Below are 20,039 nucleotides of genomic sequence, written 5' to 3'. Positions count from 1 at the left end.
ACGATGACAGACCCCCTTCTCTCCGTCCGCGACCTCTCCGTCGCCTTTCACCAGGGCGGCAACACGTCCGTTGCCGTCGATCACATCTCCTTCGACATCAAGCGCGGGGAAACCGTGGCGCTTGTCGGCGAATCCGGTTCGGGCAAATCGGTCTCGGCCAACTCGATCCTGAAGCTTCTGCCCTACCCGTCGGCCAGCCATCCGAGCGGCGAAATCCTGTTCAACGGCAAGGACCTCTTGAAGGCCAGCGATGCGGAACTGCGCCATGCGCGCGGTAACGACATCACCATGATCTTCCAGGAGCCGATGACCTCGCTCAACCCACTGCACTCGATCGAGCGGCAGATCGGTGAGATCCTTGAGCTACACCAGGGGCTGCAGGGCGCGGCGCGGCGCACGCGCATTCTCGAGCTACTCAACCAGGTCGGCATCCGCGAGCCGGAAAAGCGGCTCAGCGCCTACCCGCACGAGCTCTCGGGCGGCCAGCGCCAACGCGTGATGATCGCGATGGCGCTCGCCAACCGGCCGGAACTCTTGATCGCCGACGAGCCGACGACAGCGCTCGACGTCACCGTACAGGCACAGATCCTCGAACTCTTGAAGTCGCTCAAGGATGAGCACGGCATGTCGATGCTGTTCATCACCCATGACCTCGGCATCGTGCGTAAGATCGCCGATCGCGTCTGCGTGATGACCAAGGGCAAAATCGTCGAGACCGGACCGACCGCCGAGATCTTCGCCAATCCCCAGCACGCCTATACCCGCCATTTGCTCGCTTCCGAACCGAAGGGCAACCCGCCGCCATCGGACACGTCGAAGCCGATCGTCATGGAAGCCTCCGACATGAAGGTGTGGTTTCCAATCAAGGCCGGCTTTCTGCGCAAGGTGGTCGACCATGTGAAGGCGGTCGACGGCATCGACCTGAAGCTGCGTGCCGGCCAGACGCTCGGCGTCGTCGGCGAATCCGGCTCAGGCAAGACGACGCTCGGGCTGGCGCTGGCGCGGCTGATCTCGTCGAAGGGCCGCATCGCCTTCATCGGCAAGGACATCGACCGCTACAGCTTCAACGAGATGCGGCCGCTTCGAAACCGGATGCAGATCGTCTTCCAGGACCCTTACGGTTCGCTGAGCCCACGCATGTCGGTGGCCGATATCATCGCCGAAGGCCTGAAAATCCACGAACGATCGCTGTCGGACAACGCGCGCGATGCCCGCGTCGCCGCGGCGCTCGAAGAAGTGGGCCTCGATCCTGCGACCCGGTGGCGCTATCCGCACGAGTTCTCCGGCGGCCAGCGGCAGCGCATCGCCATTGCGCGCGCCATGGTGCTGAAGCCGCAATTCGTGATGCTCGACGAACCGACCTCGGCGCTCGACATGAGCGTTCAGGCGCAGGTGGTCGACCTGCTTCGCGACCTGCAGGTAAAGCATGACCTCGCCTATCTGTTCATCAGCCACGACCTCAAGGTCGTGCGCGCCCTTGCCAACGAGATGATCGTCATGCGCATGGGCAAGGTGGTGGAGCAAGGCCCAGCCGAGCGCATCTTCAATGCGCCGAGCCAGGACTATACCAAGGCGCTGATGGCAGCCGCCTTCAACCTCGAAGCCGTCAACTTGACCGCGATCCGCCAATAGGTGTCCGAATGTCCGCAAAAAGCCCCGTCATCGTCGATCTGAAGTTCATTCCGGAGGAAGTCGAGGCGGCGCTTCGCGGGGCCTTCCCGGATCGCGAGGTGATCAACCGCGCCGATGCGGTTCACCACAACCGCGATCTCTCGGGCATCGACTATGCGGTCGTCTGGAAATCGGCGCCGGATCTTTTCGAGCGGGCGCCCGATCTCAAGGTGGTGTTCTCCGGCGGCGCCGGCGTCGATCACGTGCTGACGCTGCCGGGTCTTCCCGAGGTGCCGCTGGTGCGCTTCGTCGACCAGACGCTGACGACGCGCATGAGCGAGTGGGTGGTCATGCAGTGCCTCCTGCACCTGCGCCAGCACCGCGCCTATGAGACACAGGCGGCGAAACGCGAATGGCGCGACCTGACCCAGCCGGAGGCGGCCGACATCACCGTCGGCGTCATGGGCATGGGCGTGCTTGGCCAGGACGCCGCGCGCAAGCTATCGACCATGGGGTTCAAGGTCATCGGTTGGTCGCGCAGCAAGCGCGATGTCGCCGGCATCGAGACCTTCGGCGGCAACGAACTCGACAGCTTCCTGGCACGCAGCGACTTCCTCGTCGGACTGCTGCCGCTGACGCCGGACACCCGCGGCATTTTCAACCTGCGCCTGTTTGCAAAACTCAGCCGCAATGGGCCGTTTGGCGCACCTGTCTTCATCAATGCCGGCCGCGGCGGTAGCCAGGTCGAAGCAGACATCCTGAAGGCGCTCGATAGCGGCGTGCTCGCCGGTGCCTCTCTCGACGTGTTCGAGCAAGAGCCGCTCGCCCAGGACAGCCGCTTCTGGACACTGCCCAACGTCTACGTCACGCCGCACGTGGCGGCATCCTCCGACGTCAAGGCGCTCTTCCGCCATGTGGAGCAGCAGATCGCCCGCTTCGAAGGCGGGCAGACGCTCGAACATGTCGTCGACAAAGTAGCCGGCTACTGATTCAGCGAGAGCAAGGCGCAGCGCTTGCTGCGCTTAAGCTGCTGCCAGAGGCGCAACGTCTGATTCCGCAATGCGAACGGGGTGTCTTGCCTTCATCGGCAATGATCGAGGAGGCTCGCTTCGACGGTCCCGCTCACAGCCGATCAAGGGCGGCGATAGCCCGTCGGCTGCTCATAGAGCCAGCCGATCCGCTCGATCGAGGCTTCCAACCCTTCGCGCGCAACCGTCATCGTGTGGCCGTTGGCATGGATCAGGGTTTCGTCGTCCTCCATCAGCGCGACGTGGCCTTTCCAGAAAACGAGGTCCCCGCGCTTGAGTTCTTCGCGCGCAATCGGTGTTCCCAGGCCCGTCGCCTGCATGTCGGAATCGCGCGGCGCCTGCCTCCCGACCATCATCATCGACAATTGCACAAGGCCGGAGCAATCGATGCCGAAGCCGGAACGCCCGCCCCAGAGATAGGGCGTTTCGACGAAGCGGGCAGCAACCGAGACATAGTCTCCCGGCACGACATTGCCGACCTCGATGCAGTGATTGGCGATGACCGCCTGGCCGCCGTCGAGCAGGAAATAGCGCGTTCCCCGGGTCTCGCGCTCATCGATAACCGTCAGCCGGCTGCCCATCGACAGCGGATAAACGGTCGGGAAGCGCAGATCATGGCCGGTATAGACGAAGGTGCGCGGCGCGGTCACGACATGGGTCGGGCTCTTGAGCACCGGCGCGAGGCAATATTCCGGAAGGTAGCCGACATAGCCGTCGAGGTCGGCCTTTACCCAACACCAGCTGTTGCTGGTGTCGAGCACCCGGACCGATTCGCCGAGCAAGAGTTCGGTATCGGTGCCGCAGGCGAGATCGGGCTTGGCACGCAGCGGCGCAACCGGAACCGAGACGCGCGCAACGCTGCCCTCGACATAGCGCTCAGCCTCCACGACGCCGCGAAGGCGGCTTTCGGCAAGGTCTGGTCGATAGGCATTCAGACGGCGGTCGGGCAGTGTCGACATATCTACTCACTTCAGCTGCTTGCGGCCCTGATCAATGATCAGGTCACCGAGTTTTTCAAGATAGAGAGCACCCTCAACTGTCCTTTTGATGACGACGTTGCGGCGATCACGATCGTCGCGGACGCGATCGACAAGGCCAAGCGCGCCCATGGTGTCGAGCGCGCGGGTGATGACCGGCTTGGTGACACCGAGCGTCGCCGCCAGTCCGCGCACGGTGTGCGGCGGCGGCACGAGGTAGATCTGCAGCAGGATCGCCAGCTGCCGCAAGGTCAGGTCGCGGCTGTCGACGCGAACCTGGGCGAGCGACACCGAATGCCAAAGCCCGAGGGCCTGGGAGGGCGTTAGCTCGATCGGCAATGGCGGCTCCTACGCAAGATACTGATCCGCCACGATAGCGGCGGATCGTTACGCAAGCGTTTCTTTGCCGGTTCCGCCTGGCTGCGGTTACTTCGCCATCTTCTGGACGTGCTGATAGAGCGCGCGGATCGCCTGCGCCTCCCCGCCAACCGTCGAATGCGGACGCTCGGACGGAGCCCATCCGAAGATATCGAAATGCACCCAGCTCTTGGCGTTGGTGACGAAGCGCCGGAGGAAGAGTGCCGCGGTGATCGATCCGGCCATGCCGCCCGCCGGCGCGTTGGTCAGGTCGGCGATACGGGCCGAGACATCCTTGTCGTAGCCGTTATAGAGCGGCATCCGCCACATCGGATCGTCGACCTCGAGGCTTGCTTCCGTGAGATCATGGGCAAGATCGGCATCGTCGGTGAAGAAGGGCGGCAGGTCCGGACCGAGCGCGACGCGGGCGGCACCGGTCAGCGTCGCCATGTCGACGAGCAGATCGGTCTTTTCTTCGTCTGCATAAGCGAGTGCGTCGGCGAGGATCAGCCGGCCCTCGGCATCGGTGTTGTCGATCTGAACCGTCAGGCCCTTGCGGCTACGGTAGATGTCGCCCGGCCGGAAGGCGTTGGCCGAGATCGAGTTTTCGACCACCGGCACGATGACGCGCAGATCCACCTTGAGCTTGGCGTCCATGATCATCAGCGCCAGGCCAAGCACGTTGGCGGCACCGCCCATATCCTTCTTCATCAACAGCATGGAGGCCGACGGCTTGATGTCGAGACCACCGGTGTCGAAGCACACGCCCTTGCCGACGAGCGTTACCTTCTTGTGGCCCTTTTTGCCCCAGCGCAGCTCCAGCAGGCGCGGAGCCTCGGCGCTGGCGCGGCCGACGGTGTGGACCAGCGGGAAGTTCTGCGTCAGCAGCGCCTCGCCCGTAATGACCGAAACATCGGCCTTGTAGTGGGCGGCCAGCGCGCGGAACGCCGCTTCGAGCGCTTCCGGTCCCATGTCGTTGGTCGGCGTGTTGATAAGGTCACGGGCGAGGAACACGCCGGCGAGCTGGCGCTTGATATCGGTTGCGTCCGCATCGGCCGGAATGAGCAGCGTCGGCGGTTCGCCCTTGGCGGCCTTGTAGCGCTCGAAGCGATAGGAGCCGAGGCCGTAGCCGAGCGCGAGCCGGTTGGCCGTCAGCGGCGCCGTTTCGATATGCCATTTGCCCGCCGGCAGCGCCCGCGCCAGCTTGCCAGCCAGGAACGGCGCTTCCGACGGATTGCTGCCGAGGCCGAAGAGCGCGCCACCAAGATGGCCGTCGGCGGACGGGATCAACAGCACCGCGCCGGAATCGGCCGTGAAGCCTGCCTTGCGCGCCCAGTCCAAAGCGATCGGGTCGATCGTCCCCGTCTCGATATGCGCCGGCGTGACGGCGAAGATCGGCAGGGTCTTGCCGGCGCTGGTGTTGAACGGCGACGGCCGCTCGATGAACTGATAGGGGGCCATGAAAGTCCTCGGCTGACAGAGATGGAATCGCGCCATTAACGCTCTGTTAGGGTTAACAGATTATTGCTGGAGTGAAAGTTGCGCCGGTGTTGTCTGAAGTTCAGGTGCGCGAATGCATACTGGGGACACACATGGCCAAATATACGACCTCATCCTCGAAACACGCCCGTTTCTTCCAGGGCGCGGCAATCGCGCTGGTGGCGCTTGCCCTTGCCGGCTGCGCCAACCAGCCGAAGAAGGAACTGACGACGGGGTCGATCTCCAGAACGTCGAAACCGGTGCAGTCGATGACGGCGACCGAGCTTTCGGCCGCTGCCGAAAGCATCGGCCAGGCCTACGAGAAGAACCCCAAAGACCGCGAAGCGGGCCTCAACTACGCCAATCTCCTGCGCATGACCGGCCGCAACGAACAGGCGCTTGCGGTGATGCAGCAGGTCGCGATCAACCATCCGTCCGACCGCGAAGTGCTCGGCGCCTACGGCAAGGCCCAGGCCGCCGCCGGCCAGCTCGAGCAGGCGCTTGCGACGATCGGCCGGGCGCAGACGCCCGACCGTCCAGACTGGAAGCTGAAATCGGCCGAGGGCGCGATCCTCGACCAGTTGGGCCGCGCCCAGGAAGCGCGGCTGCGCTACCGCGAGGCCCTCGAGCTCAAGCCGAACGAGCCGTCGGTGCTCTCCAATCTCGGCATGTCCTACCTTCTGACCAAGGACCTTCGCACCGCCGAAACCTATCTCAAGTCTGCGGCAAGCCAGCCCGGCGCCGATAGCAGCGTGCGCCAGAACCTCGCGCTCGCCGTCGGCCTTCAGGGCCGCTTCCAGGAAGCCGAGACGATCGCCCGCCAGGAGCTTTCCAGCGAGCAGGCGGAAGCGAACGTCGCCTATCTGCGCTCGATGCTGTCGCAGCAGGGCGCATGGAAAGAGCTCGCCAAGGCCGACGACAAGAAGGTCGCCAACTAAAGGCGAACCGCATTCTTCGGAGACGTTCTTGGCGCCTCCAGGCTTCCGATCTACTGCCTAAACAGTCAGCAAGTCGGCTGCGCACATTTGCGCGGCAGGCCTGTCTACGGCTGCGCACAGGCAATCCTCTGACGATTATTGAGCGCCGCCGGCGGCGCGCCGCTGCCTAGAACTTGTCGGCGACCTGGATGCCCGCCGGTCCAAGAATGACCGCGACCAGCACCGGCAGGAAGAACAGGATCATCGGCACGGTCAGCTTCGGCGGCAGAGCGGCCGCCTTCTTCTCGGCTGCGGTCATGCGCTGGTCGCGGCTTTCCTGTGCAAGCACGCGCAGGGCCTGGGCGATCGGCGTGCCGTAGCGGTCCGCCTGGATCAGCGCCTGAACCACGGATTTGACCTCATCGAGGCCGGTTCGCTGACCGAGATTTTCAAGCGCAACCCGGCGCTCGGGCAGGAACGACAGTTCCGCCGTCGTCAGCACCAGCTCTTCCGCAAGCTGCTGCGACTGCGACGCCACTTCGTCGGCGACACGGCGCATGCCCAGTTCCATCGACACGCCCGATTCGACGCAGATCAGCAGGAGGTCCAGCGCGTCCGGCCAGGCCCGGCGTATCGACGCCTGGCGCTTGGAGATCGCATTGGTCACGACGATGTTCGGCGCGTAGAAGCCCAGATAGGCAAAGCCGATCGCGAAGAACAGCCGCACCATGAACGGTTTGTCGACAAAGTTGCCGAGGACGAAGATGTAGACGAGCGCGACCAGCAGGAACAGGAAGGGCAGGCAGAAACGCGCGAACAGGAAGGTGTTGAGCGCGTTCTGCGAGCGGAAGCCGGCCATTTTCAGTCGGTTGACGGTGTTGTCGTCGACGAGCGCGGAACGCAGATTGAGGCGTTCGACGATCTGCCGGATGGAGGCGTTGTTCTGCCCGCGCAGGCTTGCCCTGCCGTTCTGTACCTCGGCGGCAAGCCGCGCACGTTCGCGCGCACGGATCTGCTCGCGCTCGGTGGCAACGGACTTCATCCGCTTGCCGAGGTCACCGCGATCGAACAGCGGCACGATCAGCGAATAGAAGGTCGCGAGCACGGCGAGCGAAACCAGGACGGCGATGACGACGTTCGGATCGGTCAGGGTCTTGATCAGGTTCGTGCTCATCGACGCCCCCTCAGATGTCGAAGTTGATCATGTTGCGCATCACCCAGATGCCGATGCTCATCCAGAACAGGCCGGCACCGATGATCAGATGACCGCGCGGGTCGGTGAAAAGCACCATCATGTAGGCGGGCGATGTCAGGTAGACCAAAAGCGCGACGATGAACGGCAGGGCGCCGATGATGCAAGCCGAGGCCTTGGCTTCCATCGACATGGCGCTGACCTTTGCCCGCATTTTCTTGCGCTCACGCAGGACCTTGGACAGGTTGCCGAGGGCTTCCGAGAGGTTACCGCCCGCCTGCGCCTGGATGGCGATCACGATGGCGAAGAAATTCACTTCCGGCAGAGGAATGCTGTTGACCATGCGGGCGCAGGCCTCGGTCACGCTCAGGCCCACCTGCTGGGATTCGACCACGCGGCGAAACTCGGTCTTGACCGGCTCCTGACCGTCGGCGGCGATGAGACGCAACGCGTCGTTCAAGGGAAGGCCCGACTTGATCGAGCGGACCATGACCTCGAGCGCGTTCGGGAACTCCTCGAGAAACTTCTTGCAGCGCCGCTTGATCAGGTAGCCGATGAACCAGCGCGGCAGGCCGAGACCGGCGACCAGGCCAAAGCCGGCGGCAATGGCAAGCCCGGCCCCCGCCATCAACACGACAAGAAAAGCAAAGAAGCCGAACAGTGCGCTGAACAGATAGAAGCGCCCGATAGAGATCGACAGGTCCGCCTGTGTCAGACGCACCTTCATCGAGGGGGCAGTCTTGGCCGAGCGCTCCTGCTGCTTCTTTTCCAGCTCCTTCAGCGAATCCTGGACGGATTTTCGCCGTTTGGACAGTTCACTCACGCGGTCGCGCGCGGCCTTCATCTTGGCGCGGTCGGTTTCCGCTGCGCTGATCTTGCGCACGCGGCCTTCCGCCTTCTTTTCGCTTTCGATGCGCGAGAACAGCAGGCCGTAGGCAAGCGCCGCCGCCGATATGGCGACGAGGGCCGCGAGTGCCAGAACGGTGATGTCTATCCCGAACATCGCAGCTCCTAGCCCTTGTCCATCGCGTCGAGGGTCGCAGCCAGGCGCTTGTCCTCGTTGAAGTAACGGGCACGATCCCAGAAATGCGGTCGGCCGATGCCGGTCGACATGTGGCGGCCGATAATCCGTCCGCCGGCATCTTCACCGTCGATCTCGTAGCGCATCAGGTCCTGCGTGATGATCACGTCGCCTTCCATGCCCACCACCTCGGTGATGTGGGTAATGCGGCGGGACCCGTCGCGAAGGCGGGACGCCTGGATGATGACGTCCACCGATCCGGCGATGATTTCACGCACGGTCTTTGCCGGCAGCGTATAGCCGCCCAAGGCGATCATCGATTCCATGCGGCTCAGGCATTCGCGCGGCGTGTTGGCGTGGATCGTCCCCATCGAACCGTCATGGCCGGTGTTCATCGCCTGCAGCAGGTCGAAGACCTCCGGGCCACGCACTTCGCCGACGATGATGCGTTCCGGCCGCATGCGCAGGCAGTTCTTGATGAGATCGCGCATGGTGATCTCGCCTTCGCCTTCGATATTCGGCGGGCGAGTTTCGAGGCGCACGACATGCGGCTGCTGCAATTGCAGTTCGGCCGTGTCTTCGCAGGTGATCACCCGCTCATCCGTGTCGATGTAGCGCGTCAGGCAATTGAGCAGCGTCGTCTTGCCCGAACCCGTGCCGCCCGAAATGACGATGTTGCAGCGGACGCGGCCGATGATCTGCAGGAGAACAGAGCCCTCTTGCGTGATCGAACCGAAGCGGACCAACTGTTCGAGCGTCAGCTTGTCCTTCTTGAACTTGCGGATGGTCAGCGCCGTGCCGTCGATGGCGAGCGGCGGGGCGATGACGTTGACGCGGGACCCATCCGGCAGGCGCGCGTCGCAGATCGGGCTCGATTCATCGACGCGACGGCCGACCTGGCCGACGATGCGCTGGCAGATCGAGAGAAGCTGCGCGTTGTCGCGAAACCGGATTTCCGATTCCTGCACCTTGCCGGAAACTTCGATGAAGGTCTGGCCGGCACCGTTGACCATGATGTCGGCGATGTCGTCGCGGGCAAGCAGCGGCTCGAGCGGACCGTAGCCCAGAACGTCGTTGCAGATATCGTCGAGCAGTTCCTCCTGCTCGGAGATCGACATCGCGAAATTCTTGATCGTGATGATGTCGTTGACGATATCGCGGATTTCCTCGCGCGCGCTCTCCGTATCGAGCTTGGCGAGCTGCGACAGGTCGATCGTGTCGATTAGCGCGGAAAAGACCTGCGATTTGGTGTCGTAATAGTCTTCCGTTCGCGCCTGCCGCCGCCTTGCCGGCGGGGCTGGTGTCGGCGATCTGGCGCCAGCGGAGGGCGTATCGGCGAGAACCGGAACGGCGCGCTCGACCACCGGCGCTTGCACCGCAGCCACGATCGGCGGCGGGGCGGAAACCGGGGTGCCGCCGCCTTTACCGAAGCCTTCGTTTCCGCGCTTGCCAAACATCTGGGTAATCCTACGTCCTATTTCCTGCCGAGCGCTGCGAGCATCTTGCCAAGGCCGCCACGCCGGGCCTTCTTCATCGTCACGCGGCCGGTCAGAAGATGTGCGAGCTGCGAGAAGGTTTCAGCGGCCGGCGCTTTCTTGTCGATTTCGGCAATCATCCGCCCGCTGTTCGAAGCGTTGCCGAACAGGGCCGCGTCGAAGGGAATGATGGCTGCCGCTTCGATTTCCAGCGAATCGCAGAACTCGTTGGCGGCAATCTCCGGCCGCTTCGGCATGCCGACCTGGTTCAGCACCAGATGGGGCGGCTTGTCGTTCGGGCGTAGCCTCTTCATGGCATCGAGCAGGTTCTTGGTGTTGCGCAGGCTGGCAAGGTCGGGGATCGCCGTGATCACCACCTCGTCGGCTTCGCCGAGCACGGAGCGCGTCCAGTCCGTCCACAGATGCGGGATGTCGAGAACGGAAACCGGAGCGCTGCGCTGCAGGATCTCGAGGATCGGGTGGAAAGCTCCGGTCTCGAAATCATAGGCGCGGTCGAGCATCGACGGCGCGGCAAGCAGCGACAGGTGCTCGGAGCACTTGGTCAGCAGGCGATCGAGGAACACCTCGTCCAGGCGCTCCGGCGCAAAAACCGCTTCGGCAATGCCCTGCGGCGGATCCTGGTCGAAATCGATATTGGCCGTGCCGTAGGGCAAGTCGAGATCGGCGAGAATCGTCTCGGTCGAGAACAGGCTGGAGATGCCCCAGGCGCAATTGTGCGCGATCACGGACGATCCGCAGCCGCCCTTCGCACCGATAAAGGCGATGCTTCGCCCCAAGGGTTCGGCATCCGGGTCGACGAAGATCGCCGACACCGCCGTGAGAATATCCGGCATCGATACCGGCGCGACCATGTATTCAGAAATGCCGTTGCGGATGAGTTCGCGGTAGAGCCCGATATCGTTGTGCTTGCCAACGAGGATCACCTTGGTGCTGGGGTCGCAGACCTCAGCCAGCGGCGCCAGTTCCGTCAGCAGCGACCGCGGCTCCGTCGCCGTCTCAAGAATGATCAGGTTGGGCGTCGGTACGGTCGCAAACATGTTCGCAGCGGCGTCGATGCTGCCGCTGTTGATGCGCAGGCTCACCTTCGCCATGCGCCGATCCTGCCCGCAGCGCTCCATCAGCCGCAACATCGCGTTGCTTTCGCAAAACGCGTGGATCGAAATCCGCGGCAACGGCCGAACCTGCTCCAGATCGCTCGTGCGCGCATCGAAGGACGGGTCGTCCCCCTCGGCGCCAGTTTCGATCCTGTAATCGATGGTACTCATCTTTTCATCCAGCCGATATCAGTTGAAGGTGATGACCGTGCCGTCCTTCTTCTCGGTTCCACGCCAGTCCGAGATCACCTGGCCGCGCTGCACCGCGTCGATCGGCGACGTTTGACGCGGCCCGAGGAGGTCCGTCGGGTTGGCGATCTGAGCCGCCAGGTTTGATTGCGTGGCGCAACCGAAGTTGTAGTAGTTCTTGTTTTCCATGGTGTTGAGGTTCAGGTCCTCCGGCCAGGTGCCGCAAGGTCCCGTCTGCGCCGTGATCGCCACATAGCTCAGACGGATGGGCGCGGCATCGCCGTAGGGTCCGGCGTCATAGCTCGTCTCCAGCAACCTTTTGGGCGGCACACCGGCGCTCGCCAGCACGCCGCGGATCTCCCGGCGCATCGCCTGGGCTGCGTGGCTGTTGGCAGCCCCCCGCGGCATCATGATCTGCACGACCCCGCTTGCGGAATTGCGATAGTCGGCTGCAAAGCCGGCGATGACATCGCGCGTGCCCTGGGTAAGACGGCGATCGCCCGAGGCAATCGGGATGTCGATGACCCGCTCCCCTTCGGCAAGCACGATCGGATGCCGAGTGCGGTAGTCGTCGGGTATGGAGCCGGTCGCCAGATTGTCCCGCGTGCCGCAACCGGCAAGCAGGGCACCGGCCAGCACCAGGACGGCCGCGCGGCTCGTGCGACGGATGAATGTTCCTGACGGACCTGAGGACATGGCGTTCGGCCTTTCGGAATTCGCGTGAGAATCGGTTCGAAGCGTCATGACCCAGCCTATTTGTAGATGAAGCCAACGTTGCCGTGGTAACGGCCTGCCGGAGCGACTGCCTCCGGACGGCCGTAAATGCGGTTCACGCGACCGAGGAAGTAGCTGTCGAGGTCGTTGACCGGATTGAAGTTGTCGTCAGGCCGGGAGATCGCGCTTTTGGCAACCGGGCGGACCAGATAGGGCGTGGCGATGATGACCAGTTCGGTCTCGTTGCGCACAAAGTCCTTGCTGCGGAACAGCGTGCCGAGAACCGGGATCTTCGCTGCGCCCGGCAGGCCGGACATCGCCTGGCGAATGTTGTCCTGAACCAGGCCGGCGATCACGATCGAGCCCCCGGACGGGAGCTCGACGCTGGTCGAAGCTTCGCGCTTGCGAATACCAAGGAAGGTGTTGCCCGGGATCGTGTTCTTGCCGTTGCCGGTAACGACAGATCCCTCGTAGGTGGGCTCGGAAACGTTCGTCTCGATCTTCAGGCTGATGCGGCCAGGCCCGAGCACGACCGGCTTGAAGTTCAGGCGGATGCCATATTCGACATCGTTGACTTCGCGGATGACCTTATCTTCAGTAACTTCCTGCGTTCCCGGCAGACGGAATTCGCCGCCGACGTAGAACTTCGCTTCCTGTCCTGAAATCGCCGTCAGGCTTGGTTCAGCCAGCGTCCGCATGACACCGGCCTGCTCCATCGCGTTGATGTAGCTGGAAATCGTCGTACCGCCGACTGTCTTGTTGATGATCGCGTTCACGCCGATGCCGACCGCATCGCCGAGGTTTGTCGGGTTGCGGAAGGCGATACCGCTTTCGCCGTCGCCAACACGGCCGTTGAAGCCAAGCTGTTTCAGCACCTGGCGGCTGACCTCGGCCACGGTGACCTTGAGATTGACCTGGTCGTCGCCGTCGATCGTTAGAAGGTTGACGATCTGCGACACCTGCCGGTCTTCGGCGAAGATATCAGCGTCGCCGTTGTTGCCCTGGGCCGTGATGTTGCGCGTGGTCGCTTCACCGCCCTGGAGGAAGGCCTTGGCAAGGTCGACAGCACGGGTGGAATCGAGCGGCGTGCGCACGGTACCGGTCAGCACGATGTTGTCCGAGACGATCTCGACATTGATATCGGCATCCGGAATGAAGCGGCGCAGGTTGGACTGAAGGTTGGAGACATCGCGCTCGACCTCGATGTCGAGGGAGACGATCTCCTCACCGTTGGGACCGAAGACGAAGATGTTGGTCTGGCCGACGGACTTGCCGAACAGGTAGATGCGCCGCGAGGTGCGGGTCACGGCGTCGGCGAGCGACGGGTCGGCGACGAGGATATCATGCGCGTCCGCTGGCAAGTCGACGACCACGGCCTTGTTCAAACCGAGGCTGACCTTCTTCTTCACGCCCGGGCCGCTTTCGACGATGCGGACGACCGAGGACGCGCCGGCAAAGGCTTCCGTCGGCGCCGGCAGATACATGCCGGTCACCGCCAGGCAGAATGATAGGCCGGCTGCGACAGACGCCCGAAATTTGTTTCCGCTCCGCTTCACCTTATGCCCCGTGCTCACCTGGTTCCTGCCCGTGTCTGTCATTGCTGCGTCTGGCCGACCGTGCCATCGCCCTTGACGATGGAGCCGGACTTGATGACCTGAATGTTCGGTTGGCCGTCGCCGCTCAGCAGATAGTCTGCGGCATCCGTGTCAGGCTCCTGTGCGTCGGCGACGCTCCGAAGCGCCAGCGAAATGCGTTCCGCCATCTGCTGTGCGACCGTCATCACCTTCGACTGGTCAGGCGTAAGTTCCAGCGTGGCCGTGGTTCCGACCACCGCCTTGGTGCCGTCATCCTTTTCCTCGACCTGCTGGTCGATCGCGAGCACACGCACATTGCTGAGCACGGTTTCGGTCAGATAGAGCTCGCCGTCACCTTTGCGCACCATGATCACGTCGACGCGGTCGTTTGGCAGGATGAAGCCGCCGGCACCGGTGGCGACAGTGATTTCGGTCGCGACGGCGCGCTTGCCGGCTGGGAGCAGCGACGACATGATGCGGCTGGACGAATCGGCCACCTTTTCGTGACGAACGGGTTCGCCGTTGAAGATCGGCAGGCGCACGACCGCGCCGGTCAGATCGTCGATCGCAGTCGGCTGGTTTTCTTCGGTGATGATGCCATCGACCACGCCGTCCTTCGGCCAGGCCATCCATTGGATGCTGTCGCCACCCAGTCGCGATCCGACGGGCAGGCTCTTGCTGGCGACAAGCACGTTGACGGTAGGGGCACGCTCGACGACGGGTTCAGCCATCTGCGGCGCAGGCGCGCCCGTCAGCCTCATCGCCAAAAGACCGGCCATCGCAGCCGAGAGAACGGCCACTGCCAGTATGATGATGCGAACCGGTTTCATGATTGTTTCCGAGCCCCGAAAAAATGCCAGGGTCAGATTGATCAGGAATTGGTGTAATTATGGTTAACGGATTACTTATGAGCGCAGTTAACGAAAGTTGACCAGCCGGGCGCGTGACCTTTCAGGACAGCCGCGCGAAGGCCGCCTCCATCAGCGGCGACGAGGGATAGGCGGCAAAGCCCCCAAGCGCGATCGCGATCCCGTAGGGAACTTTCTTGGCGGTGAGCAGCAGCTGCGGGAAAGGAATGCCGCTCGCAAGGATCGTATGCTCCTGCCGGCGCAACAAAAGCACCGCGAGCGTCAGCAGCCCACCGAAGATCGAGACATAGAGCAGGAAGGCCGTCAACGACGGCGTCAGGCCGAACCAGATGGCACTGGCCGTGAGCAGCTTCGCGTCTCCGCCACCCATCACGTTCGTCGCAAACAGGGCAAAACATGCGGCAAAGACTGCGGCGGCTGCGAGAAGATGCAGGCCGATTTCCGTAAGCCCCAAGCCGGACATCGGCGCCACCAGGAAGAAGGCGCCAAGCAGGATCACCGAAACACGGTTCGGGATCGTCATCGTCAGCAGGTCAGAAAACGCCGCGAATCCCAGACAAAAGGGAAAAACCACGAAAATGGCGGCTTCAATCATGTTTCCTGCCTCCGAAATGAGAGCAATCTGCGATGCCTGCTGGCTTCCAGATAACAATAGAGCCGCCTTTTGGGGGCGGCTCTATTGCAGGTTCTTGCGAAACCTGTTTCGTCAGAGCTTGCCGGCCGTGGTCGTCGTGATCTTGCCACCGATCCCATTGAACGTGGAATCGAGGGAGTTCCCGAGCGTGGTCGCACCAGCAATCAGGGCGACGGAAATGAGAGCCGCGATCAGGCCATACTCAATGGCAGTCGCGCCGGCTTCATCCCGTAGCAGGCGGCGGAAAATCTTCGTCATGCGAATTTCCCCTCGCTTGCGTTTAGCCGGTTAGAGCTTGCCCGACGTGGTGCTGGTCAGCTTGCCACCGAGGCCGTTGAACGTGCTGTTCAGCGAGTTGCCGAGGGTGCTGGCACCAGCGATCAGGGCAACCGAGATGAGGGCTGCGATCAGGCCGTATTCGATGGCGGTCGCGCCGGACTCGTCCTTCATCAGACGGGCAAAAATCTTCTTCATGATGATTCTCCTACTTCACGTTTGTTGTTCAGCACTTCCGCCAACTGTTGCCGTTGATCGGATGAACCCCAAACTAGTCCTGGCGCATTGCCATCGACTTAAAGAAGGCGGTTACCTGAAGGTTAACGAAGCGTCCCTGATTTTTGGGTAAACGAACAGAAAACGACGAGGCCTCCGCAAAGCCTCGACGGGCTCGACTTAACGGTTCATTCACCAAGACAAGGGAGTATGGCGTGAACACCACCTAGGGACCCGCCATGACCACGCCATTCGCGACCGGCCGAGCCGCCATATTCGCATTCGCGATCGCTGCCCTTGCTCCATCGGTTGCCGCCGCGGCCGAGAGCGACATGATGCGCGTGTATATGGATCACGCGCGCGTACTGAAGCTCGATCGCCCGGTCAGCAAGGTCATTATCGGCAATGCCGAGGTTGCGGATGCAACGGTTGCCGACGCCCGTACGATCGTGATCACCGGCCGCAACTTCGGAACCACCAACCTGGTCATCCTGGATCAGGACGGAAACGCCATCGTCGACGAGCGCATCCTGGTGTCGATCGACGAAGGCAACACCGTGCGCGTCTACAAACAGACGTCCCGCACCGTGCTCTCCTGCACACCAAATTGCGAGCGTCACGCCGAACGTAAAACCGCAGGTAGCACCAATTGATTTTTATGGGTTCCAGGCCGGTGATTCGTTAAAATACACATCACCCCTGAGAACGAAATATCAATGGTTGCTCCATAATCTGCCGCCCGTCTGGCGTAACATGATGGGACGGCGCAATGAACATCGAGCAGGGCACAGGGCGGCCGAGCGGGGCCGAAAAAAGGCGAAAAGGCATCTTCAGCCGCTTCCTTCGCAACCGCAAAGGCACGACGAGCATCGAGTTCGCCATTCTCGCGCTCCCCTTCTTCGTGGTGATCTTCGCGTCGCTCGAAACCTTCGCCGCCTTCTACGGCGACCAGCTGCTTGCGAATGCGACGGAGACGATGGCGCGCAAGGTCCGCACCGGTCAGATCACCTTCCAGCAGGGAAAACAGACCGACATGAGCGAGGCGCAGTTCCGCCAGGCGTTCTGTGAAGAGATCTCGGTCCTGATGAAGTGCTCGGCGACCGAAGCCGGCCAACCCTCGCAATTCTATCTGGACGTCAGAGCGGTCGCCGATCTCAGCAAGTTTCCCGTGCTGATCCCACGCAAGACCGATTCCACCGACATCGACACGACCGGCTTCAAGTTTGCCCCTGGCGGTCCCGGCTCGTTCAACGTGCTTCGCGCCTATTATCGCTGGAGCGTCTTCACAGATCTCGTCAGGCCGTTCATCACCAACCTGCGACCCGCCGGCTCAAGCATGCCGAAGGACTATCTCATGGTGGCGACCGCCACCTTCCGAAACGAGAGCGAGTGAGGCGCCCTGCGATGTCGTATTCCGCATTAGAGATCCTGTGCCTCAAGCCGATCACCAAAACCCTTGGCGCGCTGCGGCGCGACAAGAGCGGCGTCGGTGCGGTCGAATTCGCGATGGTCGCCCCGCTTTTGGTGGTGGCTTATCTCGGCGCCTTCGAACTTTCGGTCGGCTTTACCGTTGCCGGCAAGACCGCGCGCGCCGCAAGCGCTACGGCCGACGTCGTCGCGCAGCAGACGGAGGTCAACAAGGCCTTCCTCACCAATGTGTCGAACATCGCAAAGAGCATCCTGGCGCCCTACGGGAACACCAACTACACGCTGAAGATCAGCGGCATCGCGGTCACGAACACCAATGAGGGCACGATCCTGTGGTCGCGCGATCAGGCAGGCGCCACGCCCTATGCCGTCAATACGAAGGTTTCGCTGCCCGCCCAATTCACGGCGACCAACTCCTTCGTCATTCGCACGGAACTGACCGTGCCGCATGAACTCCTGCTCTATGCGCCAAGCCTTCAGGCGACGGCAAAAACCATCGATCTCTCCAAGACGGCCTACTTCCACGCACGCCTCTCCCAGCCGATAAAATGCTCGGATTGCTGATCGGACGGGTATCCGACGCAATTGCATTGAACAACAAGCGGCGCTATCCCTTCGAGATTGCGCGGGTGCCCTAGAGGGCGCGCCTGCGCTTTTCCGGAGGTTTCGGGCCGCAATCGCTGCGCGCCCGCTGTCAGGTGCATCATGGCGCGTGCCTTTCTATTCGTTCTCGATTCCTTTGGCATAGGCGGGGCGCCTGACGCCGAAGCCTTCGGCGATCTCGGTGCCAATACGCTTGGCCATATCGCCGAGTTCTGCGCTATCGGCGCTGCCGACCGGCCCGGTTTGCGCGAGGGGCCGCTCAGCCTGCCAAACATGTCTGCGCTTGGTCTGATCCACGCGGCGAAGCTTGCGACCGGCACCGTTCCCCAGGGCATGCCTGTGCCCAATCGCGTCTATGGCGCCTATGGCGCGGCAAGCGAGGTATCGCGCGGCAAGGACACGCCCTCCGGTCATTGGGAAATCGCCGGAACACCGGTCATGTTCGACTGGGGCTACTTCTCCGCCGAAGGCGACGCCTTTCCGCCGGAGCTCGTCGAAGACATCTGCCGCGAGGCCAACATTCCCGGCATTCTCGGCAACTGCCACGCCTCCGGCACCGACATCATCGCCCGCCACGGCGAGGAACATATGCGCAGCGGCAAGCCGATCTGCTACACCTCGTCGGACTCGGTCTTCCAGATCGCAGCGCACGAGCAAAGCTTCGGCCTCGACCGGCTGCTCGAGCTTTGCCTGATCGTTCGCCGCCTGCTCGACGACTACAATATCGGCCGCGTCATCGCCCGCCCCTTCGTCGGCACGAGCCCGCAGACTTTTGTGCGCACCGGCAACCGCCGCGACTTCTCGGTGCTGCCGCCCGAGCCGACGATCCTCGATCGACTGGTGGAGGCCGAGCGCACGGTCCACGCCATCGGCAAGATCGGCGACATCTTCGCCCACCAGGGGGTGACGAAGCTGACCAAGGCCGACGGCAACATGGCGCTCTTCGATGCCAGCCTCGCAGCCATCGACGAGGCCGAGGACGGCAGCCTGGTCTTCACCAATTTCGTCGATTTCGACATGCTCTACGGCCATCGCCGCGACGTTGCCGGCTATGCGGCGGCGCTCGAGGCCTTCGACGCACGCCTGCCCGATCTCGACCGGCGCCTGCAGCCGGGCGACATCGTCATCCTGACGGCCGACCATGGCTGCGATCCGACCTGGCGCGGCACCGACCATACGCGCGAGCGCGTGCCGGTGCTGATGTTCGGGCCGTCGCTGCGCAGCCGCTCGCTCGGCATTGCCAACACCTTCACGCATATCGGCGAAACCGTCGCCAAGCATCTCGGCATCGCGCCGGGCCACCATGGGAGAAGCCTCATTTGACCGCACATCTGAAGAAGGCGGAACTGCATTGCCACATCGAGGGCGCGACACCGCCCGAGCTGGCTCTCGCCCAGGCCGATAAATACGGCGTCGACACCAGCGCGATCATCCGCGACAAGGCCTATGTCTGGGAAGACTTCACCAGCTTCGTGAAGTGCTACGACGCCATCGCCTCGCTGTTCAAGACCGAGGAAGACTACGCGCTGCTCGCGGAAGCCTACCTGACGGAACTCGCCGAAGCGGGCACGATCTATAGCGAGATCATCGTTTCGCCCGACCACGGCAACACGATCGGCCTGGGCGCCCACGCCTATCTCGAAGGCCTTGCGGCCGGCATGGAAGCGGCCCGGCAGAAGACCGGCATCGAATCGCGCATGCTGATCACCGGCATCCGACATCTCGGCCCGGAATCGGTAATCAAAACGGCCGAGTTCGCCGCCAAGCGCGAGCACAAGCTCGTCACCGGCTTCAACCTCGCCGGCGAGGAACGCATGCACAAGGTCGCCGACTTCGCGCGCGCTTTCGACATCGTGCGTGATGCCGGCCTCGGGCTGACGATCCATGCGGGCGAACTCTCCGGCGCCTTCAGCGTGCGCGACGCACTCGACCATGTGCGCCCATCGCGCATCAGCCACGGCGTGCGGGCGATCGAAGACGCGGATCTGGTGCGGCGCCTGGCGGACGCCGGCGTGGTGCTCGAGGTTTGCCCCGGCTCCAACATCTCGCTTCAGGTCTTCCCGGATTTCGCGTCGCATCCGCTGCGCGCACTGCACGAGGCCGGCGTGCGCGTGACGCTCAACTCCGATGATCCGCCGTTCTTCCACACGTCGCTCGCCCAGGAATACGACATCGCCTCCGCGGTGATGGGCTTCAGCGACGCTGAGATCAACGGCATGACCAGGACCGCGATCGAAGCCGCCTTCGTCGACGAGCCGACGCGTAAGCTGCTGCTGGCGCGGATCTAGGGCAAAGGTCGCGATTTGCCGGCTGGGGATGACGGTCTCCCGCCGGCCAATACCCTTGCGGCGACGACGCATTCCA

General features: G+C 63.0%; 21 protein-coding genes. 8 read left to right on the top strand and 13 right to left on the bottom strand.

Annotated elements, in window-relative coordinates:
* Positions 1–3: 3 nt before the first annotated feature.
* The gene (locus M2267_RS00180) at positions 4–1,632 is read left to right on the top strand and encodes an ABC transporter ATP-binding protein (protein WP_043622853.1); all 1,629 of its coding nucleotides are present in this window, start codon (positions 4–6) and stop codon (positions 1,630–1,632) included.
* Between the two features lie 8 nt (positions 1,633–1,640).
* Positions 1,641–2,600 carry a 2-hydroxyacid dehydrogenase gene (locus M2267_RS00175; RefSeq protein ID WP_043622752.1) on the top strand — a complete coding sequence of 320 codons (960 nt, stop codon included), beginning with the start codon at positions 1,641–1,643 and terminating at the stop codon, positions 2,598–2,600.
* Positions 2,601–2,743: 143 nt separating this feature from the next.
* On the opposite strand, the gene M2267_RS00170 is transcribed toward M2267_RS00175, so the two are convergent.
* The 3 genes from M2267_RS00170 to M2267_RS00160 all read right to left on the bottom strand — a co-directional run bounded on the left by M2267_RS00170 (position 2,744) and on the right by M2267_RS00160 (position 5,434).
* Positions 2,744–3,598, bottom strand: coding sequence for an NlpC/P60 family protein (locus tag M2267_RS00170; RefSeq protein ID WP_043622755.1), 855 nt, complete (start codon positions 3,596–3,598; stop codon positions 2,744–2,746).
* Positions 3,599–3,604: 6 nt separating this feature from the next.
* A complete protein-coding gene (locus tag M2267_RS00165) occupies positions 3,605–3,955 on the bottom strand; it encodes a MarR family transcriptional regulator (RefSeq protein WP_043622758.1) in 351 nt (116 codons plus the stop codon).
* 87 nt (positions 3,956–4,042) lie between these two features.
* Positions 4,043–5,434 (bottom strand): leucyl aminopeptidase family protein, encoded by a 1,392-nt coding sequence (locus tag M2267_RS00160; protein WP_043622761.1) that lies wholly within the window; start codon positions 5,432–5,434, stop codon positions 4,043–4,045.
* 131 nt (positions 5,435–5,565) lie between these two features.
* Here M2267_RS00160 and M2267_RS00155 point away from each other — a divergent pair, with 131 nt between their 5' ends.
* Positions 5,566–6,390 (top strand): tetratricopeptide repeat protein, encoded by an 825-nt coding sequence (locus M2267_RS00155; protein ID WP_043622763.1) that lies wholly within the window; start codon positions 5,566–5,568, stop codon positions 6,388–6,390.
* 166 nt (positions 6,391–6,556) lie between these two features.
* On the opposite strand, the gene M2267_RS00150 is transcribed toward M2267_RS00155, so the two are convergent.
* From M2267_RS00150 to M2267_RS00105, 10 genes are all read right to left on the bottom strand, one after another.
* Entirely contained in the window at positions 6,557–7,543 is a 987-nt protein-coding gene (locus M2267_RS00150; RefSeq protein WP_043622766.1) for a type II secretion system F family protein, read from the bottom strand.
* Positions 7,544–7,553: 10 nt separating this feature from the next.
* Entirely contained in the window at positions 7,554–8,564 is a 1,011-nt protein-coding gene (locus M2267_RS00145) for a type II secretion system F family protein (protein WP_043622769.1), read from the bottom strand.
* Positions 8,565–8,572: 8 nt separating this feature from the next.
* A complete protein-coding gene (locus tag M2267_RS00140; RefSeq protein WP_043622771.1) occupies positions 8,573–10,039 on the bottom strand; it encodes a CpaF family protein in 1,467 nt (488 codons plus the stop codon).
* 17 nt (positions 10,040–10,056) lie between these two features.
* Positions 10,057–11,343, bottom strand: a complete 1,287-nt coding sequence (locus tag M2267_RS00135; RefSeq protein ID WP_043622773.1) for an AAA family ATPase — start codon at positions 11,341–11,343, stop codon at positions 10,057–10,059.
* A gap of 18 nt (positions 11,344–11,361) precedes the next feature.
* Entirely contained in the window at positions 11,362–12,057 is a 696-nt protein-coding gene (locus M2267_RS00130) for a CpaD family pilus assembly protein (RefSeq protein ID WP_429111812.1), read from the bottom strand.
* A 56-nt stretch (positions 12,058–12,113) separates the two neighbouring features.
* A complete protein-coding gene (locus M2267_RS00125; RefSeq protein ID WP_429111811.1) occupies positions 12,114–13,673 on the bottom strand; it encodes a type II and III secretion system protein family protein in 1,560 nt (519 codons plus the stop codon).
* Entirely contained in the window at positions 13,670–14,479 is an 810-nt protein-coding gene (gene cpaB, locus M2267_RS00120; protein WP_043622779.1) for a Flp pilus assembly protein CpaB, read from the bottom strand. Before cpaB ends, M2267_RS00125 begins: the two co-directional genes overlap by 4 nt.
* A gap of 121 nt (positions 14,480–14,600) precedes the next feature.
* Entirely contained in the window at positions 14,601–15,113 is a 513-nt protein-coding gene (locus M2267_RS00115) for an A24 family peptidase (RefSeq protein WP_429111810.1), read from the bottom strand.
* Positions 15,114–15,224: 111 nt separating this feature from the next.
* Positions 15,225–15,410, bottom strand: coding sequence for a Flp family type IVb pilin (locus M2267_RS00110; protein WP_043622784.1), 186 nt, complete (start codon positions 15,408–15,410; stop codon positions 15,225–15,227).
* Between the two features lie 30 nt (positions 15,411–15,440).
* Entirely contained in the window at positions 15,441–15,626 is a 186-nt protein-coding gene (locus tag M2267_RS00105; RefSeq protein WP_043622786.1) for a Flp family type IVb pilin, read from the bottom strand.
* Between the two features lie 257 nt (positions 15,627–15,883).
* Here M2267_RS00105 and M2267_RS00100 point away from each other — a divergent pair, with 257 nt between their 5' ends.
* From M2267_RS00100 to M2267_RS00080, 5 genes are all read left to right on the top strand, one after another.
* Positions 15,884–16,297, top strand: a complete 414-nt coding sequence (locus tag M2267_RS00100; protein ID WP_043622787.1) for a pilus assembly protein N-terminal domain-containing protein — start codon at positions 15,884–15,886, stop codon at positions 16,295–16,297.
* 116 nt (positions 16,298–16,413) lie between these two features.
* On the top strand, positions 16,414–17,037 hold the full coding sequence (locus M2267_RS00095; protein WP_192448261.1) for a TadE/TadG family type IV pilus assembly protein: 624 nt from the start codon (positions 16,414–16,416) through the stop codon (positions 17,035–17,037).
* Between the two features lie 11 nt (positions 17,038–17,048).
* Positions 17,049–17,636 (top strand): TadE/TadG family type IV pilus assembly protein, encoded by a 588-nt coding sequence (locus M2267_RS00090; RefSeq protein ID WP_429111808.1) that lies wholly within the window; start codon positions 17,049–17,051, stop codon positions 17,634–17,636.
* A 141-nt stretch (positions 17,637–17,777) separates the two neighbouring features.
* Positions 17,778–18,998, top strand: a complete 1,221-nt coding sequence (locus M2267_RS00085; RefSeq protein ID WP_043622794.1) for a phosphopentomutase — start codon at positions 17,778–17,780, stop codon at positions 18,996–18,998.
* Complete coding sequence (locus tag M2267_RS00080) at positions 18,995–19,963, top strand: adenosine deaminase (RefSeq protein ID WP_429111806.1); 969 nt, start codon at positions 18,995–18,997, stop codon at positions 19,961–19,963. The genes M2267_RS00085 and M2267_RS00080 overlap by 4 nt, the downstream gene beginning before the upstream one ends.
* Positions 19,964–20,039 lie beyond the last annotated feature (76 nt).

Source organism: Ensifer sp. KUDG1 (assembly GCF_050434285.1).
GTDB lineage: Bacteria > Pseudomonadota > Alphaproteobacteria > Rhizobiales > Rhizobiaceae > Ensifer.
Note: the sequence above shows the minus strand (reverse complement) of the source record. Positions and strands in the feature narration are given on the sequence as shown.